Genomic DNA, 26,030 nt, shown 5'->3' on the forward strand with positions numbered 1-26,030 from the left:
CCGTCCAGACCGGCTCCCCTATAATTCGCCGCCACTGAACGCACAGCCCCGTGGCTGGTCGAACCACCAGCCACCGAATCAGGAGAGTTTCATGCTGCGCCTTATCGTTCCCACCGCTGCCATTGTGCTGGCGTCGTCCTTCACCGCTCAGGCTGCGTCCTTGAGTGAGCAGAATCTGAACAGAGAGCTGCGCAACGTCGCCGCCCAAAGCAGCGTCGGCACGCCACGGGCCATCAATGAAGACATTCTTGATCAGGGCTACACCGTTGAAGGCACGCAGTTGATCAATCACCTGAGCGTGCAAAAGAGCCACGCCGAGAAAATGCGCGCTGATCCCAAAGCCGTGTATTTCCAGCTTGGCGCCTCGGTTTGCAACAACCCCTCGTTCCGCAAGTTGATGGCCAAGGGCGCGATCATGCGTTACGACTTCACCGAAGTGAAAACCAACAAAGCGATCGGTTCCGCCAGCTACCAGGAATCGGATTGCCCGAAAGCCGCACCGGCGAAGAAGAAGTAATCATCGCGAATTGGCGCGCCGCTGTTCATCCTCGGCGCGCAGTTCGGCCAGCAAGGCCTGTAAATAGTGTGAGCGGCGCTCTCCTCCCGCCAACCGCCGGCAACATTCATCTTCGAGACTGACTTGATGGGTCTCGGCCGATGCTTTCAACATCCGATACAGCTGCGTATCGATTTCCAGAACCACTCTGGGCATATGTCCCGCCTCCTTGCCAACCGCAAATCCTTCAATAGCGTGCACCTTGCGTACTGTCGTTGACGCAACGTTGTCGTACGGTGCCTGTAAATCAGTTAATCAGAGGGTTTGCCGCTCGGCGCACGTTCGGACGAGCGGTGCTGTCATCGCGTAAAAATCAATAAGCGATTGCCAGTCTGGACGTGCGGCGCAATGATCGAGTCGGCGCAATCGCGCACAAGGGTCTAGATTCAGAGTATTCCCGATCACTTGTTAACGGCAGAAAAGGAACTGCCGACTGTGTGTTTTTGCAGCGCGGCACTGACGCCGCTCGTCAGGGCCACAAGCTCTGTGCAGAAGGAGACGTTGAATGCCTTACCAACCGAATGACCTCTTAAGCCGTCATTTTCAGGAAAGCGGCCCCGACCTCGTCATCAAGGTCGAAGAACAACTCAACCGCGTTTCACCCAATAGCCCCAATATCCCTATCTATCGCGACATGATCCTGACCGTGCTGCGTATGGCTCAGGAAGATCACAATCGATGGAATGCCAAGATCACCCTGCAAGCCCTGCGCGAGTTGGAGGAGGCGTTTCGGGTGCTGGAGCAATTCAAGGGCCGACGCAAAGTCACCGTCTTCGGCTCGGCGCGCACGCCGGTCGAACATCCCCTGTACGCCATGGCCCGGGAACTCGGTGCAGCGCTGGTGCGCTCGGAAATGATGGTCATCACCGGGGCAGGTGGCGGCATCATGGCCGCCGCGCATGAGGGGGCAGGTCGCGATCACAGCCTGGGCTTCAACATCAACCTGCCCTTCGAGCAGCATGCCAATCCCACCGTGGGCGGCACCGGCAATCTGTTGCCCTTCCACTTCTTTTTCACCCGAAAGCTGTTCTTCGTCAAGGAAGCCGATGCACTGGTGCTGTGCCCTGGCGGCTTCGGCACACTGGATGAAGCACTGGAAGTGCTGACGCTGATACAGACAGGCAAAAGCCCACTGGTGCCGGTGGTCTTGCTGGATACACCGGGTGGCACCTTCTGGCAGGGTGCGATTGATTTCATCCACCAGCAACTGGCAGACAACCACTACATCCTGTCGACAGACATGAAGCTGATGCGGCTCGTCTACTCCGTCGAGGAGGCAGTAGAAGAGATCAACCAGTTCTACAGTAACTTCCACTCCAGCCGCTGGCTCAAACGTCAATTTGTGATCCGCATGAACCACAAGCTCAGCGACCAGGCGCTGGCGCATCTGCAGGAAGCCTTTGCCGATTTGTGTTTGAGCGACCAGTTCCATCAACACACTTACAATGGTGAGGAACACGACGAGGCACAGTTCAGCCACCTGACGCGATTGGCCTTCGCCTTCAATGCCCGCAATCACGGACGCTTAAGGGAGCTGGTGGACTACATCAACTTGCCGGAAAACTGGGCCCATTCCAAACCGCAAACCGCGCAACGCAACCGAGAGCCCTCGAAGGTAATTTGAAGGCAAAAAAAAACGGCCCGCTATTTTCATAGCGGGCCGTTTTTGTTTAACCGTTTTAATCGTCCATCCCTCTGCCGCTGAACAAGCGGTTGATCATCTCCATCGAGAAGCCCCGATACGCCAGGAACCGACCTTGTTTGGCCCGCTCTTTGGCATCAATCGGCAGATGCCCGGAGAACTTTCGCTGCCACGTTTCCTGAAGTTGCTCCTGCCACCTGATACCACTTTCGCGTAAGGCGAGTTCGATATCGGCACGTTGCAAACCGCGCTGGCTCAGTTCCTCACGGATTCGCAGAGGGCCATAACCGGAACGGGCGCGGTAGGAAACAAAGCTTTCAAGGTAACGAGACTCCGAAAGCAGCCCTTCTTCCGTCAAGCGGTCCAGGGCTGTTTCGATCATCTCCGCCGGAGCGCCGCGCTGTCGCAGTTTACGCGTCAGCTCGACTCGACCGTGCTCACGACGTGCGAGCAGGTCCATGGCAGTTCGCCGCACCGCGACGAGGGTATCGAGTACAAGTGTCATTCAACGACTTCAAACGTCGACATCGGCCATATCGTCAACTTTATCCTTGGCCAGCGAAGCCTTGACGTCTGCTGCGGGAGCCAGCAGCTTGTCACGCAGTTGTTTCTCGAGCTTGGTGGCTATTTCAGGATTGTCCGCGAGGAACTTGGCCGAGTTGGCCTTGCCCTGACCGATCTTGGTGCCTTCATAGGCATACCAGGCGCCGGACTTCTCGACGAAACCGTGCAGCACACCCAGGTCGATCATCTCGCCATTGAGGTAGATGCCCTTGCCGTAAAGAATCTGGAACTCGGCCTGACGGAACGGCGAAGCCACCTTGTTCTTCACAACCTTGACGCGGGTTTCACTACCCACCACTTCGTCGCCTTCTTTCACTGCACCAGTACGGCGGATGTCGAGACGAACCGATGCGTAGAACTTCAACGCATTACCACCGGTGGTGGTTTCCGGGCTACCAAACATCACGCCGATCTTCATACGGATCTGGTTGATGAAGATGACCAGGCAGTTGGCGTTCTTGATGTTACCGGTGATTTTACGCAGCGCCTGTGACATCAAACGGGCTTGCAGGCCGACGTGCATGTCGCCCATTTCGCCTTCGATTTCAGCCTTAGGCACCAATGCCGCCACGGAGTCGACGATGATCACGTCAACAGCGTTGGAGCGCACCAGCATGTCGGTGATTTCCAGGGCCTGTTCGCCGGTGTCCGGCTGGGAAACCAGCAGGTCGTCGACGTTTACACCCAGTTTGCCGGCATACTCAGGATCGAGGGCGTGTTCGGCGTCGACGAATGCGCAGGTCGCGCCGGCTTTTTGAGCCTGGGCGATCACGGACAGCGTCAGTGTGGTTTTACCGGAAGATTCAGGACCGTAGATTTCAACGATACGGCCTTTTGGCAGGCCGCCAATGCCGAGTGCAATGTCCAGACCCAGAGAGCCAGTGGAGATGGATGGGATCGCCTGACGGTCCTGATCGCCCATACGCATTACGGCACCCTTGCCGAATTGACGTTCGATCTGACCCAGGGCCGCAGCCAAGGCTTTCTTCTTGTTGTCGTCCATTAAAGTCCTCACGTAATCAATAAGGCCTGACGGCCAACACCTGTATAAGTAGCCAGTATTATTCCACAGCGTTCGTGGATCGCCTACCCCTGATTTTCGATTTCTCTTGCCGCTAGTCGCAGGAGCCCCTCTAGCGCGGCCTTCACCGTTTGTCGGCGGACTTCATCGCGGTTACCGGCAAAGTGCTGAACCTCGCTGGAAACCGCTTCGCCGACGCCCCACGCCAGCCACACCGTGCCCACAGGCTTGTTCGGTGTACCGCCGTCGGGGCCGGCCACGCCGCTGACGGCCACGGCGAACCGCGCCAGGCTTTTGTCCTGGGCGCCGCACACCATGGCCTCAACCACTTCACGACTAACCGCACCCACCGTTTCGAACAACTCGGCCGGCACATTCAGTTGCTGGGTTTTCTGGCGGTTGGAGTAGGTCACATAGCCGGCCTCGAACCACGCCGAGCTGCCCGGTATCCGTGTGATGGCTTCGGCAATGCCGCCGCCGGTGCAGGATTCGGCCGTGGTGACGTGGGCATTGAGCACTTGCAGACGTCGGCCCAGCTCGGCGGCCAATTGAGTGATCTCTTTCAAGGTGCTCTCCGGATCGTGTGGAATGCGTACCACCGTACACGAGCCGGATGCGCTTTCAATACACAGACTCATTCAAAATGTTCAGGCGCCAATGCTCTGACATAGGCCTGACAGGCCTGCAAGGCAATCAGTCCGCGATCGCCGGTGTCGGTGATGGCGACAATTCGTTGAGCATGCGCCGGGTCAAGTCGGGCGCGTACGGTTGCATGATCCACGCCGCCGGTACCGGCGGTGGCTGGCACCCGGCAGCCTTGGGCAACGTCGCCGGTGTCGAGAAGGACTGACAGGCGCACATCAGCAGTGGCAAGACGATCGCGCAGGCGATCCTGATCACGTTGGGCATCGCTCATCGCTCGATAGTGGGTTTGTTCACTGGCCGCAAGGCGTTGCTCCAGCGCCAGACGTTTATCCTGTTCGGCCTGTTGTGCGGTGGCGGCGGCCGTGGTCTGTTGATTGAGCGTTTCGGCGTTTAACCGAGCCTGCTCGGCCAACTGCCGACCGTAACGCCAGTCCTGAAACTGCCAGGCCAGCGCCGCCGCCCCCAAGGCCAGCAGCAAGACGCCAATCACTCGCCAGGGGATTGGCATAGCACTGCCCTCGCCCGCGCCCAAATGTCCAAGCGGTCCTGCAAACCGTTCAACCCGCCGTTGATGCGGCGGGTGATGGTGTTGAACTGTTCGCGGTCGGCCAGTTCGTTCAAGCCGTTCTTTTCCCAAAACCATGCCGCAGACTCGGCCGCCCATTGCGGTTTTTCCAGCAGCTCAGGCAAGGACAACAGGCGTTCATCACCGAACAGGCCAAGGCTGCACTGACGATAGTTGGCGCGCCCGGTGATCTGGATCAGCCCACGGCCACGGTATTTTTGCCCATCGCCGTCAGCCTCTGGCGTGTTGCCTAAACGTAACGCCAGGGTCCCGGTGTCGTATTTGCTCAGATATTGGTTGCTGCCCAATTCGCGCACGAACTGCAACTGCCCCGACTCGTGGCCGATCTGCGCGAGGAATGCAGCGATACGCTTGGGCGAGTCGATGCGATGCCTGGCCATGGCGTTATTGAGCGCAGAAACAAAAACGCCCGCTTGGGAGCGGGCGTTGGGAATGATGTTGATAAGGTTGTTTTCAGTTATTTGCATAATGCGTAATCCTCCCTGGATGCTCCGATTGAATCATGGTTGGGGGTTAATGCCTGCCAGCCATTGTTTGCCGGAGTTTTCGGGAACCGGTATTGACCTTGATGCCTGCAGATTCAAAGCGCTCCTTCCAACCAGCGCGGCGCTGCCGGACGATGCTCGCTGAACGGGAAGAAGGAACCCTGAGGCCAGTCGCGTAATTCACGGCGATAGGTTTGCAATTCGGCGTATTGCTCGGTGGTCAGTGTGGTACCGCCACCGTCTTCCAATTCATCGCGGTCACGCGCCACTAAGCCGTCGGTGGCGGCTAATTGCGCAGTACGCCAGCGGCGCTCAATGTCGGTTGCTTCTTCTGCCGACGGCGGCGGTGGATCGACAAGAATGGGGTAGCCGTTATCCGCGCGCACTCCAATCACTTTTGCAGTGACGGCCAGTTGTTGCAGCAGCGAAATCCAATAAGTCTGAGGAATCTCGATGACATCAGCAGGAATGTCGGAGGAGTTGATACCCGGTACATAAACGCCCCGGGTGCTGGCGCTGAACAAAACGTTATGCAAATTCATTCAATAGCCCTTCGCGAAATAATTGATTCCCCAGCCCGCTGCAAGGTTACCGCCGAAATCACGAACCTTGAGCTTGCAGCCTTGTTGCTTTCCTGAGCCCGCGAGCAGGATGACCATTGCCCCGTCGCCGCCCGCATGGGTGGCCACTAGTGAAGAAAACGAAGTAGGGAAGGAAATTGGAAATGTGATGTCGACTTCGCCCTTGGCATCCGTTGTGCCGACGCCCCATTGGTCTATGTTGCCGCTGGCAAACCGTTGATAGCCGACGTTGCCGTTAATGCCGGAATGGGCGGTGGCGAACCGATCGCTGACCGACCCTCCGTACAGCCGCCATTGGTTGGCAAGTTTGATCAGACACGCGGAATCACCGAGACCGAGCTTCAACGAACCGATCGTACCGTTACAGGTTTCAATTTGTTCGTTAGCGGCGGGATTGATGGTCAGCACACCGTTGCCCGCATTGATTACGTGAAGTGTGCTGGCATGGGTGATGCCATTAATGGAGGGCAGCGTTGCCGTGATCGGCGTTGCACTGGAAAAACTCGCCACGCCCCCAACGTTGGCCATGGTCAGGGCAGTGCTCGTCGCGTATGAAATGAATCCGGAAAACTGCAATCCCGCGCGGACCACGAACTCGGTAGTAGCGACCGTTCTCCCTTTATCAAACTGCGGGGCAGTCACGAAGAGGTTGTTACTGCGCAGCGCACTGAGTAGTTGATTATTGGAGGCCTCCGTCGGGGTCAGGCCCGCGCCTTGGATGACCGTCAACAATTCCTGCGTAACACCATTGCCCCAACTGGCCGGAATCAATGATCCCGGTTTGCCCGTCAACAAATCCTCATCTACGAACTTGCCATCCACCAACCCGGCGCTGGGAACACTCTTGGGATAATCCATGACTCATCTCCTGATCTAAAAATACATTCGCGCGGGGCTTTATCCCGCATCGGCCTACAACCATTGCGGCACTCTCGGTCGAGACACCGCTGCCGGGAAGGCGCCGGATTCGGGCCAGTCACGCAACGCTTGCCGGTACTCAAGCAGCTCCAGATATTGCTGGGCCTTGAGCGTCGTGCCCCGGCCGAGTTCCTGTTCATCGCGATGGCGAGTCACCCACCATTCGGTGGAGGAAAGACTGGACTGACGCCAAGTGCGCGCCGCTGTCAAGGGCTCTTGTTCTTCGACTGCGGCCTTCGGGATAACCACAGGATTTTCTGTTACGAGCGACGGCTCATTGCCAGGAAGAAGTTCGCCGACCGGCGCACCGATTTCGACCTTCATGCCTTCCGGAACCGCCACCATCGACTCGACGAAGGCTGGAGCGAACAGTTGGGTGATAAGGTAGTCACCGGTATCGATCAGTTCGACCGCAACACCGTTTTCCACTCGTGCATAACGGGCCATTACTCGTACTCCCAGATTTCACAAAAGGCGTTGCCGCCAGCGCCGCTGAGCACTGACGCGGAAGCATTGGTCGAGCAAGAACCGCTACCACCCGAGCCACGACCGCCAGAACCACCTGCTCCATTTACGCCCACGCGGGTGGCACCACCATCAAACGGGCTGGCGCCCCCCGCCCCGGCAAGCACTCCCCAATTGGCGTTGTACATCCCGTAATCACCGCCAATGCCTCGAGCATTGGAAAGACTGCCACCGGTCACGGCCTGCCCTCCGGCGCCACCCTGAACAAAACCGACGGCCGTTGCCGTTACAGCACAGGTAAGAATTTGCCCACCTGCTCCACCCGCCGCGCTCATGTAAGTACCAAAGGATGCGCCTCCACCCGTCTGCCCCATCGCGTTACGCGCTGCGCCACCTGCACCCAGCGAAACTGGCACACCGGCCAACATTTCCGGGATCACGTCATACAGGCTTTCCGCATAGGCTCCCGAACCACCGCCGCCGCCGATACTTTGATAATTCGCAGCGACAGGTGCACAACCGCCGCCGGATCCACCCGCCCCCACCAAGCGAACGCGAATGCGTTTGGCTTTGGGATTGGGCTTGTAAACCGTAATCCCGACCGTCTCGAATTGCCTGACCGCCAGTAGCCGCCCCACCGCGTCGGTGATGCCGTAGCCACTCAAGCTCGTCGGGGTGTTTTTCAGTTTGGTGAAATCGACCAGGGCCCCGATCGCCGTCGCCAATTGATCGGTTTTGGCTTCATCCGGCGTCAGTCCGGCCGCTTTGATCGCATTGAGAATTTCCTGTGTCACGCTGTTGCCCCAGGCAGCAGGGATCAACGAGCCCGGAGTTCCGGCCACGGGGTTTTCATCAACGAAACCGCCGTTGACCAGGCCCACACCGGGGATGGTTTTTGGATAGTCCATTGCACTTCTCCCTGTGCAGCAATCAGCTGTCTACGGTTACGCCAGGCACAGTCGGCCAAGTGATTTGTTCGGGGAAACCGGCCTGTTTTTCAACACGGTTGAGTTCAACGCTGTAGAGCTTCCATTCGAGCAGCAGCAGTTGTTCGTCATGGTTGGCATCGCCGATGTCCTCGGCATATTGAAGGGGGGCGATGCGCAGGACGGCTTCGCGCAGCAGAGTGTCGCGCTGAGCGCAAACGGTTCGCTTGAGATCCGCCAGTCGGGCGGGCTCATCAATCTGCCAGGCATTGTCGGCCCAAACATGAAACCCGCCCGGCCACGGCATCGTAGTGAAGCCTTCCGGTAAGTTGCCCAACGCTGTCCAGGTTTCCCGGATGCCCGTGTCGGTACGATAAACATCGCCGCGCAAATCGACCTGCTGTCGCAAAGCGCCGTTAACGTAGGCCCAGGCAAAACCGGACGGCGCTGGAGAAAGCTCGATGCTCAACGTCACGGCATTGCCTGGCAGTTGCAGACCGATCCCCGGCACGAGCGGAAACTCAATAGGGCCCGTCAATGCACCGCTGTCGTCTATCAGGTAATTGAACATGTGCACCTCAGATCAGTTTGATACGGCCAGGAAAAGCGATATTTCGCGGACGTGTCTCCGCCGAAAAATTGCCGACAGTGCCGATGAAGGTATCGGAATCGAATGCCGGATTCGGATACGTCGTCGCGATGGTTCCGCTGGTAGGATAAAAATTGACGTCGCTGGAAACATTCCAGACCGGATCAGGGATCGCAGGCGCGGGACGATTGGAGGACCCCGTGCTGGTCGGCAGATAGTGGTTATGGCTTTGCAGGGCATGGCTCTGCAGACTGCCGGCGAGCCGCCCGACATCCACGCTGCGGGCTTCATCAAGGACTCGCAGAAACTCCCCGCGAGCCTCTGGAATGCGAAAGGTCGTCACACCATCGCCGCTGGTCCAAGCACCCTCTCTGCCAAAACGTGCAGCTTCCGTCGTCAAGGTTCCTGAGGCCTGGGCAAAGTCCCACAGCCAAGGCCACTCCGCGCGTTTGAAAAAATAACCATTGAGCAGGCCATAACCGCCGGGGTGGAGCGCTGTGGAAGTTTCGAAAGAGAGTCGGCCCAACGGGGTATTGTCGAAACGCGCTACCGGCCACCAACTGCCCGCACCGTCACTGCGCAGCTGCCACCAGTCACCACTGCCCATTAGCACCAGAAACGGATAGCCGCCCGCCGACAGATGGGTATGAAAGCGAATCCGGTCGCTGCCCGAAGCCTGAACTACCAAGCGGTTAACCGAGTTGTCCACTCGGCGCACAATCACGTCGCGCACGCCGAGCCCTGGGTCCGCAGCGGGGAGCGTCACGGTCATCGCGCCCGGACTGCCATCAATCAAAACCAGGCCGAGCTCTTGCGCCTCGAGCACCTTTGAAGCGGTAATACGAGTAATCTGCGTACGCATCGGACTGGCTTTGCCAACAATCGCCTGTATCGCCTTGAACAACTGGCTGTTATCCGCTTCAGAAGCCACCAGCCCACCGCCGCTAATCACGCTCAGGAGTTCCTGAGTCACACTGTTGCCCCACACCGCCGGAATCAAAGAACCCGGCGTGCCCGCCACCGGGTTTTCATCGACGAATCGGCCATCGACCAGGCCGACGCTGGGGACGCTTTTTGGATAGTCCATAGGTCTTTTGTTCCTCTGAAATACAAATGAACCGCGTCCCGAGCGCTGCCATTGCAACCTCGTCCACGGTCAGTTTCTGAAAATAAAAAGCCCACGGTGAAGTGGGCTTGGCTGAAGCAGGTTGGCGTCTTAAATGGCCTGTTGGCTGACCATTTCGCGGATCGCCACAGTGGCCTCATCGGCAACATTGCGAGCCAGATCGATCTTGCCCTTGGACGCCTGCGCGCGGATTTGCTCTTTAGCCTTCAGGCGCAAAGTCCGCAGCGTCAGCAAGTGGTCGGTGAGCTGTTCGGCTTTGCCGAGAATCTGCTCGGCTGCCTGTTTCGCCGTGCGACCTTTGGCGACCCAGGCAGCGACCGACAGTGGCACTTCCTTTTTCGGGTAACCGGCGTCCTGATAGGCCTGCGCGTCCGCTGCGGCCTGGGCGTATTCCATGGCTTTGAGCGGGTCGCCGGCCAGTTGTGTGCGGGCACTGTCGGCGACTGCATCGACCCTGGCACACAAACGTTCGGCTTCCTGCTGTTCCAGCAACGCGACTTTTTCCGGATTGACGACCCACTGTTCACCGTTCCAGTCATGGGCGGCAGACGGCTGCGCGGGGCGCAACTCACCGTCAATCTGATGGAGTTCCTGAATGACGATCATCGAATGAGCTCCCACTGCAACTGGACGTTCACGGCGTCCCCGAAATTGATCGCGATGCCCGCGCTGTAGTCGGTCAACGGATGACTTTTGATCCCCATGCTGAAGAGCAATTCATCACTCTCGGCATTGGATTGCCCAAGATTGTGCTCGGCCTGATAGGACTGCCAGAGCGAGCGCAGGTTGGCGTGATCAAAACTGGCGGTCAGCGTCGAGACCGTGACGTCGTTGACGATATTGTTGGTGAATATCACGCAAGGTTGCAGAGTGGCCGGGTTCCAGCCTCCCGCATTATTGGAAACGCCCGTTGAAACGGGGGAAAGGTAGCTGTAGTTGCCCCCAGCCCATCCGGTCGCCGGAAACGCAACGCTGGTAACGGCCGTCGATGAGGGCGTCGGATTGCCTACCACCAGCCGCGCTGCACGGGCATGGGGGTCCAGTGGCAGAAACACCGCACCGGTGCCGTTGACAGTTTGAGTCCAGGTCAAGCGCGCTCGGTTGTAGATCGCACGCACCGTCGGCACGGAGCCCGGCGCACCGGTGACCACCCAGGCCAAACACATGTCCAGCACCGAACTCTGGAAACCACCGCCAGCAGCGCCGTTGGCCGTTCCTTTCAGAGACTCGGGCGCCACGTCGAAAATCGTCCCGCGCTGGGTATAAAAACTCAGCACACCGCCCACCACCTGCGCCCGCAGAAAGTAGCTTGAGCTAGGCAACAGGTCTGCACTGCTCCAGGCCTGAGTCGTGAACGTACGCGAACGCCCCAACTGACCGGCCACCACTTCCTGGCCAATGCTGACGTAAACTCCCGCCGGCACCGACACTCTCCCGCCATTGGCCGATCCGGCTGCAGGCGTGATGGGTAACCGGGCATCTGCCGTGGCAACGGTTGGCAAAGGCAATGCCACCAGCGGCAACGCCAGATCCTGATTCCATCCCTTGGCAGTCACCGACTGAATCGCCTGCAACAACTGATCGTATTTCTTCTCGTCCGGCGTCAGATCCCCGGCCTTGATCACGTTGATAATTTCCTGCGTAACCCCATTCCCCCACTCCGCCGGAATCAACGACCCCGGCGTCCCCATCAACGGGTTCTCATCAACAAACTTCCCATTCACCAAACCGGCGCTGGGCACACTCTTCGGATAATCCATCCCATCACTCCCTAGTCATAATTGATGTGCACCTTGGTATGCGCCGGTGCGCTGCGGTGGATCAGGCATTCCAGTGCCGAGCCTGGGTTCACGCCGAAGCGCTCGCCCCAGTAACTCGCGCCGAATCGCCGGCCGAGCAGCAGGCGGCCGCCGGTATTGAGCGTCCACATGAACTGCGCTTCCCACGTGCCCCAATGCGCGGCACCGAAGCGCGCGCGGCCCATGCGTGGGGCTTCGTGTTCGGTGATGGTGGCGTTGGGGTAGCCTTGGCTTTTGGCGATTTCGAGGTAGTAGCCGACGGCCTGGCTGCCGACCGCGAGCAAGCGGCGGCGTACGGCGAGGCGGCGGTCGTCGAACAATGGCGTGGCGCCCAGACATGGGTCGGGCAGGTCCATCACCCGCTCCCAGTCCGGCACCAGCTCGCTGACGCCGGCCGGGTCCATTTCGTTGAGCAGGTCGGCGGCGCGGGCGTCGAGGCGGGCCAGTTCGACGGCGACGCCTTGCAGCACTTCTTCGAGTTCCGGCACATGCTCCGGGTCCCATGCCGGGCCGCTCGGCAGCAGGGCGCGCAGTTGCGCCTGATATTGCGCGGCGGTTCTTATGCCCCCCATACGCAACCTCCGAAGGTCAGCAATTCGCTTTGACCGGCCGGTACATCAGCGGCCGGTGCGGTCAACGTGTGATCGTATTCACCGCCGGCACTGCTGATGGCTTCGCGGATATGGCTGATCAGCAGCGGCACGCCCAAGTCGGCTTCACGGTTGTGCAGGTCGCGCAGTTGCGCTTCGACGGCGGCGCGCACAGCGGTGGTGTCCGGGTTGACGCTTTTGAAGCGATAGACCACCGGCACCTGGATCGGTCGCTGCACATGGACCTCGGCGGTCACCGGGCGCAGCGGTTCGATGTAGTCCTGAACCTCGGCCAGTTGCTCGTCGTTGGGCACCGGTTGCGGATCTTCATCACGCATGATGAACACCGTTACCGTGCCCGGCCCGAGCAAACCACCCCGGCACCATGCGCGCGTCACGCCCGGCACTTCCAGCGCCCAGGTCTCGTAGTCGCTGGCCGAGCCGCCATGCGGGATAACGCGATAGGAACGGATCACCCGCGAGCGCAGCGACTCCAGGCTTTCCCGCGCCACCCCACCACTGAGACCCGGCGCCAGCACCAAGAAACTGTTGCCGACGACACCGGCAATCGGTTGCACCGGCGTCAGTGCCAGACCCGCATCAGCATTGCCCAGGCTGCCGGCGTCGAGTGCGGCGATGGTGGTGCTGTTGCTGCCATTCACCGTGGTGCGCGAAGCGGTGACTTTGTAGGTGCGACCATCGCTTGATTGCAGCAGTGTGTCGGCGTCCAGAACAGCGCCGGCCGTCGCGGTAAAACTGACGCTGCCGGTGGCCACTTGCGCGGGTTTGCGCGGCTGATTCAGGCGCAATGCGGCGATGCGTTCCAGGGTCGATTCATCGGCTTTGTCCGGCAAAATCTGCTCGGCAATCCAGTCGAGGTAACCGTACAGGCCATAAGCGGCGCCGCCGAGGGCACGGGCCAGCACTTGCGCATCGGACTGGCGCAGCGAATCGCCGGCCAGGTCGCTTTGGGTGCGCTTGATCAGCACCGGCAGCGAAGGGGTTTCAAACGGCATAGATCACCTGCCAACTGTTATCGGGGTTGATGTCCAGACGTTCGCCGTCGGCCAGGGTCAGGACCGTGCGCAGGTTCAGACGCTGGGCGTCGAGGCGTTCGCTGATGATGTCGATGGCGCTGCAATGGCCGTCGTCAATCAGCCATTGCAGGGCTTCGCGGGCATAGAATTCGGCGTCCATCTGGGTCTGGCGGGTCAGCTTGACCCGGCGCAACAGCCACAATCGCGAACCGATGCGGTCGTCGGCGACGGTGGGAAATGTGTCGCCCCACCAGCCGTAGCGTTCGTCGTCGTCGAGGGCGTCGTCATCGGCGGCACGGCGCCAGGTGAACAGGCTGATAAGCACGGCGCGGGTCAGCGCAGCGTGGAGGTTCTGACTGATCAACATCATTGGCCTCCTGCCGGTGCACCGGTCTGGCCGTTGCCGGCCTGTACACCGACGTGCACATGTTTGATCTGGCTGATGCCGCCAGCCAGTTGGTCGCCGCTGGAAACGATCTTGCCGGTCTGGTTGATCACCGGCGTATCGAAATTCACAGCGGTCGTGGCGCGGATGTTCAGGGTGGCGGTTTCGATATCGATGATCCGGCCACGCTTGAAGTGAATCTTGTCGCCTTCGTCGGTGTAGATCGCCACTTCACCGGAGGCCAGCGATTGCAGGCGATAACGGCGGTCGGCGATCACCAGGGCGATGGCGTGTGAACGGTCACCGCCGATAAACGTGACAACACCTTCAGCGCCGGCCAGTGGGTTACTGGTAAAGCCGTAAGGTTCGAAGTGCTCCATGTCATCGTTCACTTCGCCAGCGGTGAGGCGCATTTGCAGCGATTGCAGCTTGGATGCCGAATGGGCGAGCACGACAGTGCCGCGCGCCAGCAGGCGTGTCAGTAGGCTCATGAATTGTCCTCAAAGAGCAGCCCCGACACGAACAAACGTGGGGGCGGGCTTGCTCGCGAAAGCGGTGGGTCAGTCAAAGGGATGTTGGCGTTGCCGACACTTTCGCGAGCAAGCCCGCTCCCACAGGGTCGGGTGTCAGGCTCAGGTTTTTTTCGGGGGGATTGGATCGGGATCGAAGGTATGCGGCGGAGCCACTTGCAGGGTCGTCACCGAGCCCTGCGCCGACAGCGAATACGTCACTTTGGAGATCAGCATGTCGCCATCGAAATCGAGCACCGGATCCTTGACCTTCACCAGCGTGTTATGACGCCACAGATCACCGTTGGACTGGCGCCATCCCTGCACTTGATAAGTGGTGGACTGCGCCCGGCCCATGCGGGTGGCGCTCTCCCATTGGGCCCGTTGCTGGGCCAGCTCGAAAGTCAGCGCCGTGCCCTCGTTAATAATCGTGGTACGCCGCCGCTTGAAGGTCAGGTCGGCCGCCGTGGATTCAACTTCGCTGACCGCCGCCCCGCTCTTCTTGTCCGAGCCTTTCTGCTGGCCGATCACTCGGTATTCGGAGAACACCTGGCTTTGATCCATCGCTGCATTGGCCGACAAAATATTCTTGCCCAACTCCAGCGCATCGCTAGCGCGCCCGCCACTGCCAGGCTTGGCCAACACCAACCGGCCCTGCTCGTCATCGGTGGAAAACACCCGCAACAGCGAGAGCAAACGGTCGATCGACTGAAAGACTGTTTCTCCCGGCACGATCGTGTGTTTGGTCAACCGTGCGGTCTCGGGGATTTCGTTGACGACCATCAGCGAATACTCCATCGCCAGTGCCTGCACGATGCTCAGTAACGGTTGCTCCTGCCATTGATTGGGTCGGTTGGTGGCGGCGCAATCGACCAGGTCCTGAGTCTTGGAACTGCCCTCGATACTCAGGCTGATCTGCCGGCCGTCATAACGAATCGGCGCCTTGAAAACGTAACCGGTGAGCACCAGATCCTGGCCGATTCTCACTTCGCACGGGTCGCCCGGTTTGATCCGCTGATCCACCGTCTGCCCTGGCCATTGCCAGGTGATGTCGAGTTTGAAAGTACGGAACTGGCGCTCCAGATCAGCGCTGATTTCCACGCTTTTCCAGCCGCCGTATTCCATGTTATTGACCGTCAGCGTGACGCGGTTATCCATCTCGCTCATGGCTTACTCCCTGGACACGTTCACGTCGTTAGGTGAAAAGCCCGGATGGTTCATCGCATTGCTCTGAGTCACTTGAGTCACCCGTGTAGCATCGGCAAATTGCTTGTAGGCCACGACCAGCGCCGGCAGGCTTTCCTGGAACGATTTACTGATCTGTCGCACACCGGATGACGCCACAGCCTTGAGATGCGCAATCAGCGCTTCCTTCACATCATTGATTGCCTGGTGATGCTTGGGATCGGCCTTGTCCAGCATCGGATCAATGGCCGCCCCGATAGCCTTCTGCAGAGCTTTCATCTCATCGGTCACCGGTACTTCCTGACGGGTCACCGGTTGATCCGCCTGCTGAGCCACCGACGGTGTCGATGACAATTTCACCGCAGGGGTCGCTATCGGCATCGACGCCACCCATTGCGCCACTTTCACCAGCAGCGTGTCCTGCACCAGATCGGCCATGGCTTGCGCCGCCGCGTTGGTGTCCTTACCGGTGGTGATCTTCGGCGCATCAGCCTTGCGGATGGCTTCGAGTTGTTGGGACACGTCGGCAATCACGCCACGGTAGCCTTCCTTCGCGAATTCCTTGAGTTCTTTGATATCACCAAGCAAGCCCTTGAACTCGGCCGCCACTTCCTTGGGCAATTCCTTGACCGCTTTGACCAGTTCGGTGATTTGCCTGTACTGCTCGATCAGCGGTTTGAGCTGTTCCTTGATCACCTCGTACACCCCGGTAAGGCTGTTGCGCAGATTGGCAATGCCGATTCGCGCAGCCTTGATCAGAGTCATCGCCTGTTCGAAACGCGCCACTGCCGAACCCAACAGTGTGTCGGCTTTGGCCAGCAGCACTTTCTGGGTGCTGACGGTGGCGGTCGGAAAAGGCAGCGGTTTATCGGGGTAAAACTTCAACGCAAAAGTCACCAAGCCGCCGTCCTGGCGGGTGTGGGTCATGTCGCATTCGCCGACCTTGACTTGCAAGCGGCCGAGCCATGGGTGCACCAGCTCACCACTGCCCGCCTCCAGTGCCTTGAGCAACTTGTCGCGCTGCTCCAGGCAGTCGGCACCGATGATGAACGCCGTCAGATCATGGGTCTTGGCCTGCTGACCAAGGTCCTCGAAAAACGGCAGATCGCGTTGCGGATACTCATGCAACTGACCTTTGCGACCGACCGGGGTTTTCGCCTGATCGATCCAGAACCCGACACCGCGAAACGATGCCGGCAACAAACGGTCACGCCAGTTCATTGGAACCTCCTGCCGACAGCGAGCGATAGCCAATGCGCGAAGACAGCGCCAGGCCCGGTTGATTGGTTTGCGGTTGATCGGTGCGCAGCCCCGCCGGCGCATTTTCGAAGCGCACGGTCAGGCCGCCTTCGAGTTGCGTACGGTTGTTGGCGGCGCTTTGCTGGATCAGGGCGCTGGAGGTTTGTGGCAGCGAACCGCCCTGCAACACACCGTTGGACGATGTTTGAGGGCTTGCGCCAAAGAACGCCGGCGCCAGTTCCCCCTTGCCTTCTGCATTGGTCTGATGTTGCGCCTGAGTCAAGGTTTCGACTTTGCCGGTGACCTTGGCGATCAACCCGGCGAAACCACCGTCGAACAACTCCTTGATCGGCGCAATGACGGTTTGCAGCTTTTGCCACAACTCGCCGAACCACTCGGTGATCGGCCCCCAGTTCTTGATGATCTGCCCCAACGGCGTCCATTCGAACATGTTGTGCAGAAACTCCAGTACCGGCGCAGCCAGCGCCTGCACCACACCCCACAGCGCCGAAAATACTTCGCTGATCGGCTGCCAGTACGTCGCAATCTGTTCCAGCGGCGACCACTCGAACAGGCTCTGGAAGAAGCTTTTGATTTGCTGAGCCGAAGTTTGCAATGCGGCCCAGACCGGTTCGAAGAAGGCCACGATACTGCCCCAGTTGTTGACGATCATCCCCAGAGGGGAATAGTCGAACAACGTGCCGAAGAAGTCCTTGATGGCTTGTGCCGCCGGTTGCAGCGCCGTCCAGATCGAGGCAAAGAACCCGGTGATCGCCCCCCAGTTGTTGATGATCATCCCCAACGGTGTCCAGTCGAACAGCCCCTTGAGGAACGCCATCACCGGCACACTCAAGGCCTTGAGCAATTCCCAGATCGCCGAAAACAGACCGGTCAGCGGCGCCCAGTTTTCCAGGATCATGCCGGCGGGCGTCCACGAGAACACCGATTTGAAAAAGTCGATCACCGGCGCGGTGACGGTTTTGACCTTGTCCCAGATGCCCGAGAAAAATCCCGTGACCGGGTCCCACAGCGCCGCCAGTGCATCCAGCGGTCGCCAGTCAAGGATCGAGCGCAACGTCGCCATCGCACTCACACCGATGTTTTTCACGCCCTCCCACATGCCCTTGAAAAAAGCGCTGATCGGCGTCCAGTTGGCATAAATCAAACCCGCCGCCAACGCGATGCCCATCGCGATCAACATGATCGGATTGGTCTTGAGCACCATGCTCATGACGTCCATGACCTGGGTCATACCGGTGACGGCGGTTTGCATGGCAGAGAAGGCAATCGCCCCCGCCGCCAGGCCTTCGACCAGTTTCGGGTTGTCGGCGAGCAGGCTGCTGACCTGGTTCAGCATCGGTTCCAGCCCGACCACCAACGCGCCGACTGCCGGCACCAACGCCGCATCCACGGCAGCCGAGACCTTCTCCATCGCCGCACTGAACACGTTCATGTTCTGCGCAGCCACTTTCGGTGCGGCAGGCAGGTCGACGGTTTTCGCCGCCTCGCTGACTTCGGTCAATTTGCCCTGAAATGCCGCCGCCGACTTGATGCCGTCCACGAACGGCGTGATCACGCTGCCGCCCTTGAACAGCCCGCTGATGTCCAGCTTGCCGAGGCCGGTCTGTTCGAGGTTCTTCTTGAAGCTATCGACTTTCACTCGCAGGGCGCCGAGTTTGGGCGACAACTCATCGATGCCGGTAATCAGCACCGATGTTTTGGGGTTGCTATCTGTGTCTGCCATCACTGCACCTGCTGCATCGCGTTGATCCGTTGCGCGTGCTCCAGCGATTCGCGGAGCACATCCAGTGGCCTGGCCATCATCTGTTCGGGGTCAACCTTCCAGAACCAGGCCAGGTCATAGGCGACGGCAATCAGGTCGGTGATGGCGCCGACGCCGCACTCATGAAAAAACTCGCAACGGCCCAGCTCAGCGCGTTGAGGTCAGCCAGATCCAACTGGTTGACCGACGACGGCGGAATGCCGGCGCACACCGCGATGTATTTGGCCGCGACGTCCATGTCGAGGCTGACCTCTTCGCTCTTGTCGATCTTGTACGGCAGCGCCTTGATCGCTCGCACTTCCTGCACCGTCGGACGGCGCAGGACGAGTTCGGTCAGGGGCTCGCCGTGAGCTTCGATCGCAACTTGAAGCTTCACGGCGCCGCTCATTGCCAGGTCCCCTTGATGCCTTCGAATTTCAGTTCGATGGTGGCGTCATCGCCTTTGGAAACGGGTTCTTCGACAAGGTACGCACCGGCCAGCACGTAGACTTTGCCGTTGCTGAATTCGCAGGTGACGGTGATGTCCGTGCCTTCGATCAGCTTCTTCAGCGGGAAGTCGGCGGTGTGCAGCGCGGTCACTTTGAACGACGGCGCGATATCGGTTTCCTTGTAGAAGCCGGGTACGACGGTTTCGCGTTTGACCGCCATCAGCGGGGCTTCGCAGCCGCCATTGATAGTCAGTTGCGCGCCGTCGACTTTGACGTAGCAGGTGCCTGCAATCAGTTGACCCATGGTGTTACTCCCTTCAATAAAAAAGCCCACGCGAGGTGGGCTGAATGCTTGACGCTAAACGCGGTTATCAAGCCGCGTCGTCGTACTGCAGACGGAATTGGTTGAGCAGTGCGAACACGCGCAGACCGTTGATGTAATCCGGCGGGAACAGCACGTTCACGCGGCTCGGGTCCTGCACATCGCGCTCGACGATCAGGTGCTCGGCGAACAGCTCGGCGTTCTCGACGTGGCCTTCCAGTTCGAGCTTGGCGTACTGGGCAATCAGCTCACCGCGAATGGTGCTCGGGGTAACGATTGGCTGGCCGGCGCCGAAGCGGGTGCCGTCGGAGGCCAGTTTGTGGCGACCGTATTTGCTGGTGATCACGCTTTGCAAACGACGCACGATGAACGCCGACTGGTGCATGGTTTCGCTGTCCAGGTAGGAGTTGTCGGCCTGGCCGTAAGCGTTCTTCTGGTAAGTGGTGATCGAACGCTGGATGCGCACGTAACCGCCTTCGTAGTAAGCCGTGGCGATGCCGTAGTTGAGCAGCGACTGACGCTCGGTCAGGGTGAAACGCTCGCTCGCCGGCGCCGGATCGACACCCGGCAGGCTGCCGCTCTGGGTCGGACGGCTGGCGTCGGCGGAGATGAACACCGACGTGCGTGCGGCCAGTGCAGCGGCTTGAACCCAAACCGGTTGCGGTACGCCCGGCTCCAGCGCCTGAATGGTCATGTGCTGGTCGTTGCGGGCCTGGCCAGCGGCGACCAGAGTGCCGACAGTGCCGCGCTTGGCGCTGTAGACGTGACCGAACAGTTGCTTGGCCCAAGACCAGCGACCGGTGCTGTCATCCATGACCGCTTGCCAGGTGTTGAGGGTCGACAGATCCGACCATGGCAGTGCGATGAATTCGAACGGCTCATCGCCCAGCGCCGCGACCGCAGCGACCTGATCCGGTACACCGACGCCGCCGGTCATGGCGGTAATCGCGGTGGTCAGGCCAGCCGGGGTTTCTTCGCCGTTGCTCTTGCCCAGGCGATTGAATTGCAGGCTGATGTCGTTGCCGCTGTCGCCAGTCCATTTCGCGGACAGGGTCACTACACCTTCAGCAGCCGCAGCGCTGACCGGCAGATCGGCGGTGGCGTTGATTTTCTGCGCCAGCGCAGTGGCCGCTTGTGCCGCCGTGGCACCGTTGACCACGGTGGCTTGCACACGCACACCACCAACATACAGGTTGAGCACGCCAGCCTGAGTCGCGGTGCCGGTCAGGGTCAACACGCCTTTGGCGATAGCGCCTTCAACGTTGTGCAGCGGCAGGCACCAGATCTCGCCGATCGGGTCAGCCTTGCGGAAGGTCTCGTACATCGAGGCGAGCATCGAACCTTGGCCGCCGATGCTTTTCGCCAGCGCGACGCTGGAGACCAAAACCAGTTTGCCGACTTCGGTCGGCGCGATGTTGTCGTTGACCTGGGCCACGATCAAACGGCGCATGGCCGAGGTCGCGCTATTGGCGGCCGAGTTGTCCATTTCGGCATAGAACAGCGGTACACGAATGTCCGCGGGGATATTGCTGAATCCGATCGCCATTATTTGGCTCCCTGTGGTTTAGCCGCTTTTGCGGTTTTGAGTGTGATATCGCCGTCGGTCAGACGTCGGCGCCACCAGGCGCTGTCCAGCACTTCACGGCCTTCAAGAGGCAGCAGATCGCCCGCCTCCGGGTCTGGCACGGCACGACCAGCGGCCGGCACTACGGTGATGCGATTGCTCATGGGGTTACGTCTCCAGAGAAAGTCAGTTCCACGCGCCCATCGGGGCCCGGGCGTTTCAGGTTGGGGTCAGCGGGGTCGATCGCATCGACCCGCACGGTGGCCCCGGTAAAGGACGACAAACCGTCCAGTTCACGTTCGTGCCAACTTTCCGCAGGCTGACTCGGCAGATTGCGGCCAAGCTGGAACTCGGCAAAAAAGCGCAGCCGGTAAAAGACGCGGCTGCTGTTGATCGACACCATCTCGCCGCCGTCATAAACGATGGCGCTGTAGTCGGCATCGGCTTTGAAACCCACCAGCGCACGCCACAGTTCGGCGCGCAGGTCGTGCAACAAATCCAGCGCTTTTGTAGCGTCGCTGGCGTCAAGCACCAGAACGATGTCGAAGCGGTCGCGGATCGGTTGGGTGGTGAGGTTTTGGGCGGTGCTGTTACTGGCGAGATCGGCCAGCGGTGTGACGTGGGCCGAAGGTGTCGGCAGATCGGCGTTGCCTTGCAGCAACGCCAGATCGACACCGACGGCAATGTGATTGGCAAGGCCAGGGCATTGCGCACGCAACTGCGTGAGGATCGGGGTGATCTTCATGGTGGTGTTCCAGAATGATGGGAATTACCGCAGGCCCCCATGTGGGAGCGGGCTTGCTCGCGAAGGGGACGGCGCATTCAACATCGATGGTGACTGACACAACGCTTTCGCGAGCAAGCCCGCTCCCACATTGAGTTTGTGCAGGGGTCAGGTCTTGGAGTCGAGGCCGGTTGCCTCGATCAAGCAGCGATAGCTTTCCTCGCGCTTGCCGCTGGCGGTGACCTTTTTGATCGACCAGCGACCGCGCATGAAGTCCGGCCAGGTGTCATCGAGCACCAACAGGCCTTCGGCGGCCAGCAGCGGATCGCCTGGGCAGGTGACCTTCAGCTTGTATTTCTCGCGCAGCATCTTGCGCACTTCGGCTTCGCCGATGGCTTTGGCTTCTTCTTCACTGGCCTGTTTCTGGCGAATGACCTTGTAGGGCTCGGAACCGGTTATCACCTCGCGCAGTTTGCCGGCGGCGATGTCCCAGAAGCAGGTCTTGCATCCCAGGTTCTGGGTACGAGCCGTCTCTTCCAGTGTGGCGCTGATGAAGGCGTGATCACCCGGGCGATTGTTGCTGGTCACCGACAGCCTGACGTTCGGTATCACCTGGCCCGAAAGGTTTTTGAGCTGCGCAGGTTTCGCCAATACGTAGAGGTCGTTGAACGGTTTGGCCACCGCGTCGTACTTGAGCGCCAGCCGCGTGATGAAGCTCATGTCGGTTTCGTTCGACTGATCAACATGAGCAATCCGGATCAGCGCCAGCTCGGGATCGACGCGCGGCGAAAAACCGTGCGGCGAGACCAGTTCGCGAAACAGTGCGCCAAGGGTGGTGGGGCCATGACTGGCCGTGCGCCGTTCCTTGAATCGGGTCTCATCCTTGCCGCTGAAAGGCGCTGCAGTAGCGACCAGCGTCAGGCGCAACGGGAACAGCGTTGGGGTCAGTCGAGTCACCTTGAACTGGCCCTTTTCGACCAGCCCGGACTCCAGATAGCCAACCCGCAGGCCGATTTTTCCGCCCAGGGTCGGCAAGCCTTCAAGGCCTTCCAGGTCGATCACCAGTGTCAGCTGATCGGACTCCATCCCGGCAGCATCAATGTGTTCCCAACTGATCAGGCGCTGGTTCAGCAGGGCATGGTTGGCCCCGTAGATTTCGATCGCCGGTGTAAATCCCTGTGCCATGCAACCTCCTTAGTCCCACGCCAAAATCGGCTTGATCGCGGCGGGTCTGCTGTCGAGTTCCGGCAATGTCACCCAGATGCCCGCGGGCAGGATCGGGCCGTGCTCGGCCAGGGTTGAATTGAGTTTCCACAACGCTTCTTCGGCCTGATCGTCTGACCGGCCCGACTCGCGGTAAAGCAGTAGATTGACCGAATCGCCGGCCATGCTTCGGACCTTACGCATTGTTGAACTCCGCCAGTTCAAGGGTCCAGTCGACCACCATCGCCGTACCATCATCGATGATGCAGGTCTGGGTTTCCTGAACCATGGTGATTCGCCACAGGCCCCAATTACGGCCGATGCCATCAATCAGCGGTAGCGGCACACGAAGGGCTTGCAGCGCCCGCAGCTCATCCAGCCGATCCATAGCCACGGCGTACATTGATTTACCGGTGATGGTCAGGGTTTCGGGTTTCTGGCCAATTTGATGGGACTTGGGTTTGCTGGTGAGAATCTGCAGTTCCGTCCAGCCGCCGTCGGACTTGCGCAGAAAACTGCTGTAGGCAAAGCCGCGTGACAGGCCAAAGATGAAACTGCCCAGGGCCATTTGTTGTTTCATGTGGCGACTCCATCGGTCAGGGCTGCGTCACGACGTGTGGCGAGGGGATTGGTCGGCATGATCTGGCCCAACTGCCCCATGGTTGTTTGCACCACCAGATTGGCCAGTGCCTGGGCGCTGGTCTGGTCCTGACCATTGATGTTAATGGTTGAGTTGAACGTGACCGGCTGGCTGGCGGCTGTGGTGGCAGGTGCCCCGGGGATCGTGGAGGTCGCCGAGGTCGCGATGAGGTCTTTACTGACCTGTGCAGGTGAGCCGAGACGATCGACTTGTGTCCCTAGCTTGTCGCCCAGGGAATCACCGATCGCGCCCCCTGCCATGCTTCCGAGCCACCCGCCAATTGCCGTGCCCACACCGGGCAAAATCAACGTGCCAAGTGCTGCACCGACGGCGGCCCCAGCAGAAGACCCGGCCAACGAGGCCCCGGACGACACGACGGCACGCTTATCGCCCTTCATGACGCCGGTGACCATTTCATATCCGGCACTGAGCAACCGCAGCGGCGGTGCCCGTTTGGCAAGCAGTCTGCCTGCCCTGGCGTAAGAACCGGACAGTGAAGCGGCCGGTGCAGGACTGACGGCTGATGACCCAGCAAATGCCGTCATGCTTGCCGGCCAGGACGTGCCGGACATGCGGGGCAGAACGGGTCGTGCGGGCGACGCCGGCGGTGCACTGATCCGTGGTGGCCGAGGGGTCACCGTGCGGGGGCTTTTCCCGCCTCGACCGGTTTGTTCACGTCTGACTCGAGGCTTGATGCTTGACCGGCGAGGCTTGAGTTTGTCGCCCGCCCCACCGCCCAGCGGTTTACAGCAGCAGTCATGGCCCGCGCCATTTCCGGCAGACGTTTTCTTGGCTTTCGGGTCTTCAATATCGGCAATCAAACCGCCAAGACCGAACGGCAATTTTGAAGCGACGCCCTTGAGCAGTTTGTCGGTGAAATTGCCGAATGCCTTGGCCATCACCGCCACCACGATGGCCGACAGTCCAACGCCCGCAAGGGCCAACGCCGTCGAGGTCTTGGGATGGGCTTCAGCCATATCGGCCACGCCATTAGTCATATTCGTCAGCGAGTCCAGCGTGCCGGTCGCATCCGGCGCCAACGCCGTGATCAGACGATTGAGACTGGCATCGAACGCGTTCCAGCTTCGCTGAGGGTCTTTGCCCGCAGGCTCGGCACTGCGTTCAATCGCGCCGCTGTAAGCCGGTGTCAGTGGATCATTAGGCTCGAGCAATGAAAGCGGCGCCTGTGCCTCCCCGGGCTTGCCCATCCACTGGCGCACGCCCCCCTCACCCTTGAATGGCGATGCGAGGCTGCTCTGGGTCGCTTGCGAGGGCACAAGCGTCGACGTTCCTTCCAGTTTGGCCGGAGCGACCAGCGAAAACGCTTTTTGCAGGTCTTCGGGTTTCGCCAGCAGTTTGCGTACACCGTCGTCGCCACTGAAAAGTGTCTTGATCAGCTCCGTTTGCTGCTCTGCCGGTTGTTGCTTAAATGCCGCCAACGCTTTGACAAGGTTGTCCGGTACGTTTTCGGTCAACTTGCCGGGATCAAGGCCCAACGCCTTCCACGCCGACTGCTCGGCCGCCGAGCCTTGGATGCCTTTGCCCAGGGCTGCGCTGATACTTTTCACCGCCGCGCCGGCATCGGCTTTGTCGACATCAGCGTTGAGCAACGCGGCTGACAGCGCCGCCAACTGCTCGGGCAGGATCGCCACTGCAACGGCCGACTCGCCGGATTGCTGCACGACCGAGCCGATGTCGGCAGCCGTCGCATTCAGTCCGCTGTTGCCCAGATGCTGAGTCGCATCGGCCAGCAGCTGACCTTGAGTGCGATCCAGTTTCATCGACACTTGCCAGGCCGACAGCATTTCACCGGCCGACTTCAGGCTGATGCCGAACGCCGACGCATTGACCGCTGCATCCTGGGCAAAGTCCAGCAGCACCTGTTCCTTGTCGGCGCCCTTGAGACCCGCGCCAATCCCGGATCGGCCAGCCGCGACTTCGACCTGCACCAGATCCACGACCGTCGCCCCACTGCCGGCAACTCGTTTGTCGGTGGCCAGTTTAAGGTTGGCTTTCGACAGCGTGTCGAGGTCGCCACTCAGGCCTTGAACCTGCTTGATCTGGGCCATGGCGGCTTCCAGGGCCATGTCCGATTGCAGGTAGGCCGGAGGCGAGCGTTGTTCAATCTCAGCCTTGAGCTTTGACTTGCTCTCACCGCCAGCCGCCGGCGCGGCAATTACCATTGGCACCTTGAACGATGCCAAGGCTGTGTTCAGCCCCAGGACAACGGCGCCGAGTTTGATCTGTTCACGCACCAGACTGCGGATGTCCAGGCTGGCCGTGATCAGCGCCTCTTTCAGTTCGGACAGTGGTTTGATCAGGCTGTCTGTGGCCGATCCCCCTGCCGACAAACCGGAACCCGCGCCGCCGGTTTGCGCGGCGTAAATCAGCGAAAACGATGTGTCTGCCATGCCGCTCTACTCCTGTTTCACGCCAAGGCGAGTGATCGCTATGTCGTAGCGGCGCAACGCCTTTTCGGCGTCCCATTCCAGAATCTCCGCCTCACTTACCGAGTAAA

The 26,030-nt window shown here is 60.0% G+C and carries 32 protein-coding genes; 2 read left to right on the forward strand and 30 right to left on the reverse strand.

What is annotated here, in order from left to right; translation table 11 throughout:
* Nucleotides 1–91: 91 nt before the first annotated feature.
* Nucleotides 92–517 (forward strand): PA3611 family quorum-sensing-regulated virulence factor, encoded by a 426-nt coding sequence (locus ACIOU6_RS15545; RefSeq protein WP_401137620.1) that lies wholly within the window; start codon nt 92–94, stop codon nt 515–517.
* Here ACIOU6_RS15545 and ACIOU6_RS15550 read toward each other — a convergent pair whose 3' ends face one another.
* Nucleotides 518–712 (reverse strand): hypothetical protein, encoded by a 195-nt coding sequence (locus tag ACIOU6_RS15550; RefSeq protein ID WP_221732505.1) that lies wholly within the window; start codon nt 710–712, stop codon nt 518–520.
* A gap of 349 nt (nt 713–1,061) precedes the next feature.
* Between ACIOU6_RS15550 and ACIOU6_RS15555 the strand changes: the two genes are divergently transcribed.
* Nucleotides 1,062–2,180, forward strand: coding sequence for a TIGR00730 family Rossman fold protein (locus ACIOU6_RS15555; protein ID WP_401137623.1), 1,119 nt, complete (start codon nt 1,062–1,064; stop codon nt 2,178–2,180).
* Between the two features lie 55 nt (nt 2,181–2,235).
* Here ACIOU6_RS15555 and recX read toward each other — a convergent pair whose 3' ends face one another.
* The 29 genes from recX to ACIOU6_RS15700 form a co-directional block, all read right to left on the reverse strand.
* Nucleotides 2,236–2,703, reverse strand: coding sequence for a recombination regulator RecX (gene recX, locus ACIOU6_RS15560; RefSeq protein WP_221732503.1), 468 nt, complete (start codon nt 2,701–2,703; stop codon nt 2,236–2,238).
* 9 nt (nt 2,704–2,712) lie between these two features.
* Nucleotides 2,713–3,765, reverse strand: coding sequence for a recombinase RecA (gene recA, locus ACIOU6_RS15565; RefSeq protein ID WP_221732502.1), 1,053 nt, complete (start codon nt 3,763–3,765; stop codon nt 2,713–2,715).
* A gap of 83 nt (nt 3,766–3,848) precedes the next feature.
* Nucleotides 3,849–4,349, reverse strand: coding sequence for a CinA family protein (locus ACIOU6_RS15570; protein WP_401137625.1), 501 nt, complete (start codon nt 4,347–4,349; stop codon nt 3,849–3,851).
* Between the two features lie 68 nt (nt 4,350–4,417).
* Nucleotides 4,418–4,936 carry a lysis system i-spanin subunit Rz gene (locus ACIOU6_RS15575; protein WP_221732500.1) on the reverse strand — a complete coding sequence of 173 codons (519 nt, stop codon included), beginning with the start codon at nt 4,934–4,936 and terminating at the stop codon, nt 4,418–4,420.
* Nucleotides 4,915–5,481 carry a glycoside hydrolase family 19 protein gene (locus ACIOU6_RS15580; protein WP_401137627.1) on the reverse strand — a complete coding sequence of 189 codons (567 nt, stop codon included), beginning with the start codon at nt 5,479–5,481 and terminating at the stop codon, nt 4,915–4,917. The genes ACIOU6_RS15575 and ACIOU6_RS15580 overlap by 22 nt, the downstream gene beginning before the upstream one ends.
* A 113-nt stretch (nt 5,482–5,594) precedes the next feature.
* Nucleotides 5,595–6,041, reverse strand: coding sequence for a hypothetical protein (locus ACIOU6_RS15585; RefSeq protein ID WP_401137630.1), 447 nt, complete (start codon nt 6,039–6,041; stop codon nt 5,595–5,597).
* The gene (locus ACIOU6_RS15590; RefSeq protein WP_221732497.1) at nt 6,042–6,938 is read right to left on the reverse strand and encodes a gp53-like domain-containing protein; all 897 of its coding nucleotides are present in this window, start codon (nt 6,936–6,938) and stop codon (nt 6,042–6,044) included. It abuts the gene before it with no gap.
* Nucleotides 6,939–6,992: 54 nt separating this feature from the next.
* Nucleotides 6,993–7,445: a phage tail assembly chaperone gene (locus tag ACIOU6_RS15595; protein ID WP_401137633.1), complete on the reverse strand. Its 453-nt coding sequence runs from the start codon at nt 7,443–7,445 to the stop codon at nt 6,993–6,995.
* Nucleotides 7,445–8,371, reverse strand: a complete 927-nt coding sequence (locus ACIOU6_RS15600; protein WP_401137635.1) for a hypothetical protein — start codon at nt 8,369–8,371, stop codon at nt 7,445–7,447. Before ACIOU6_RS15600 ends, ACIOU6_RS15595 begins: the two co-directional genes overlap by 1 nt.
* Nucleotides 8,372–8,393: 22 nt before the next feature.
* Entirely contained in the window at nt 8,394–8,960 is a 567-nt protein-coding gene (locus tag ACIOU6_RS15605) for a tail fiber assembly protein (RefSeq protein ID WP_401137638.1), read from the reverse strand.
* Nucleotides 8,961–8,967: 7 nt separating this feature from the next.
* Nucleotides 8,968–10,065, reverse strand: a complete 1,098-nt coding sequence (locus ACIOU6_RS15610) for a phage tail protein (RefSeq protein ID WP_401137640.1) — start codon at nt 10,063–10,065, stop codon at nt 8,968–8,970.
* 129 nt (nt 10,066–10,194) lie between these two features.
* Entirely contained in the window at nt 10,195–10,710 is a 516-nt protein-coding gene (locus ACIOU6_RS15615; RefSeq protein WP_401137643.1) for a phage tail protein, read from the reverse strand.
* Entirely contained in the window at nt 10,707–11,864 is a 1,158-nt protein-coding gene (locus ACIOU6_RS15620; protein ID WP_401137645.1) for a phage tail protein, read from the reverse strand. Before ACIOU6_RS15620 ends, ACIOU6_RS15615 begins: the two co-directional genes overlap by 4 nt.
* A gap of 11 nt (nt 11,865–11,875) precedes the next feature.
* Nucleotides 11,876–12,475 (reverse strand): YmfQ family protein, encoded by a 600-nt coding sequence (locus tag ACIOU6_RS15625; protein WP_221732491.1) that lies wholly within the window; start codon nt 12,473–12,475, stop codon nt 11,876–11,878.
* Nucleotides 12,463–13,509 (reverse strand): baseplate J/gp47 family protein, encoded by a 1,047-nt coding sequence (locus ACIOU6_RS15630; RefSeq protein ID WP_221732490.1) that lies wholly within the window; start codon nt 13,507–13,509, stop codon nt 12,463–12,465. The genes ACIOU6_RS15625 and ACIOU6_RS15630 overlap by 13 nt, the downstream gene beginning before the upstream one ends.
* Nucleotides 13,499–13,897, reverse strand: a complete 399-nt coding sequence (locus tag ACIOU6_RS15635; RefSeq protein ID WP_221732523.1) for a phage GP46 family protein — start codon at nt 13,895–13,897, stop codon at nt 13,499–13,501. Before ACIOU6_RS15635 ends, ACIOU6_RS15630 begins: the two co-directional genes overlap by 11 nt.
* The gene (locus ACIOU6_RS15640; RefSeq protein ID WP_221732489.1) at nt 13,897–14,406 is read right to left on the reverse strand and encodes a phage baseplate assembly protein V; all 510 of its coding nucleotides are present in this window, start codon (nt 14,404–14,406) and stop codon (nt 13,897–13,899) included. The genes ACIOU6_RS15635 and ACIOU6_RS15640 overlap by 1 nt, the downstream gene beginning before the upstream one ends.
* 141 nt (nt 14,407–14,547) lie before the next feature.
* Nucleotides 14,548–15,591, reverse strand: coding sequence for a phage baseplate assembly protein (locus ACIOU6_RS15645; RefSeq protein ID WP_221732488.1), 1,044 nt, complete (start codon nt 15,589–15,591; stop codon nt 14,548–14,550).
* 3 nt (nt 15,592–15,594) lie between these two features.
* Nucleotides 15,595–16,830, reverse strand: coding sequence for a DNA circularization protein (locus ACIOU6_RS15650; RefSeq protein ID WP_221732487.1), 1,236 nt, complete (start codon nt 16,828–16,830; stop codon nt 15,595–15,597).
* Nucleotides 16,817–18,592, reverse strand: a complete 1,776-nt coding sequence (locus ACIOU6_RS15655) for a phage tail protein (RefSeq protein ID WP_401137650.1) — start codon at nt 18,590–18,592, stop codon at nt 16,817–16,819. Before ACIOU6_RS15655 ends, ACIOU6_RS15650 begins: the two co-directional genes overlap by 14 nt.
* A 130-nt stretch (nt 18,593–18,722) precedes the next feature.
* Nucleotides 18,723–19,019 (reverse strand): phage tail assembly protein, encoded by a 297-nt coding sequence (locus ACIOU6_RS15660; RefSeq protein WP_007908778.1) that lies wholly within the window; start codon nt 19,017–19,019, stop codon nt 18,723–18,725.
* Entirely contained in the window at nt 19,016–19,363 is a 348-nt protein-coding gene (locus tag ACIOU6_RS15665) for a phage tail tube protein (protein WP_007908779.1), read from the reverse strand. Before ACIOU6_RS15665 ends, ACIOU6_RS15660 begins: the two co-directional genes overlap by 4 nt.
* 67 nt (nt 19,364–19,430) lie before the next feature.
* On the reverse strand, nt 19,431–20,927 hold the full coding sequence (locus tag ACIOU6_RS15670; protein ID WP_221732485.1) for a phage tail sheath subtilisin-like domain-containing protein: 1,497 nt from the start codon (nt 20,925–20,927) through the stop codon (nt 19,431–19,433).
* Nucleotides 20,927–21,109 carry a DUF2635 domain-containing protein gene (locus tag ACIOU6_RS15675; RefSeq protein ID WP_221732484.1) on the reverse strand — a complete coding sequence of 61 codons (183 nt, stop codon included), beginning with the start codon at nt 21,107–21,109 and terminating at the stop codon, nt 20,927–20,929. Before ACIOU6_RS15675 ends, ACIOU6_RS15670 begins: the two co-directional genes overlap by 1 nt.
* On the reverse strand, nt 21,106–21,690 hold the full coding sequence (locus ACIOU6_RS15680; protein ID WP_221732483.1) for a hypothetical protein: 585 nt from the start codon (nt 21,688–21,690) through the stop codon (nt 21,106–21,108). Before ACIOU6_RS15680 ends, ACIOU6_RS15675 begins: the two co-directional genes overlap by 4 nt.
* 147 nt (nt 21,691–21,837) lie before the next feature.
* Nucleotides 21,838–22,854 (reverse strand): phage late control D family protein, encoded by a 1,017-nt coding sequence (locus tag ACIOU6_RS15685; RefSeq protein ID WP_401137655.1) that lies wholly within the window; start codon nt 22,852–22,854, stop codon nt 21,838–21,840.
* A 9-nt stretch (nt 22,855–22,863) separates the two neighbouring features.
* Nucleotides 22,864–23,076 (reverse strand): tail protein X, encoded by a 213-nt coding sequence (locus ACIOU6_RS15690; RefSeq protein WP_401137657.1) that lies wholly within the window; start codon nt 23,074–23,076, stop codon nt 22,864–22,866.
* Nucleotides 23,069–23,452: a phage tail protein gene (locus ACIOU6_RS15695; protein ID WP_007964328.1), complete on the reverse strand. Its 384-nt coding sequence runs from the start codon at nt 23,450–23,452 to the stop codon at nt 23,069–23,071. Before ACIOU6_RS15695 ends, ACIOU6_RS15690 begins: the two co-directional genes overlap by 8 nt.
* Complete coding sequence (locus tag ACIOU6_RS15700) at nt 23,449–25,923, reverse strand: phage tail tape measure protein (RefSeq protein ID WP_401137660.1); 2,475 nt, start codon at nt 25,921–25,923, stop codon at nt 23,449–23,451. Before ACIOU6_RS15700 ends, ACIOU6_RS15695 begins: the two co-directional genes overlap by 4 nt.
* Nucleotides 25,924–26,030: the final 107 nt, after the last annotated feature.

The sequence above is a fragment of the Pseudomonas sp. NPDC087615 genome (assembly GCF_044743445.1).
In the GTDB taxonomy this organism is placed as follows: domain Bacteria; phylum Pseudomonadota; class Gammaproteobacteria; order Pseudomonadales; family Pseudomonadaceae; genus Aquipseudomonas; species Aquipseudomonas baetica_A.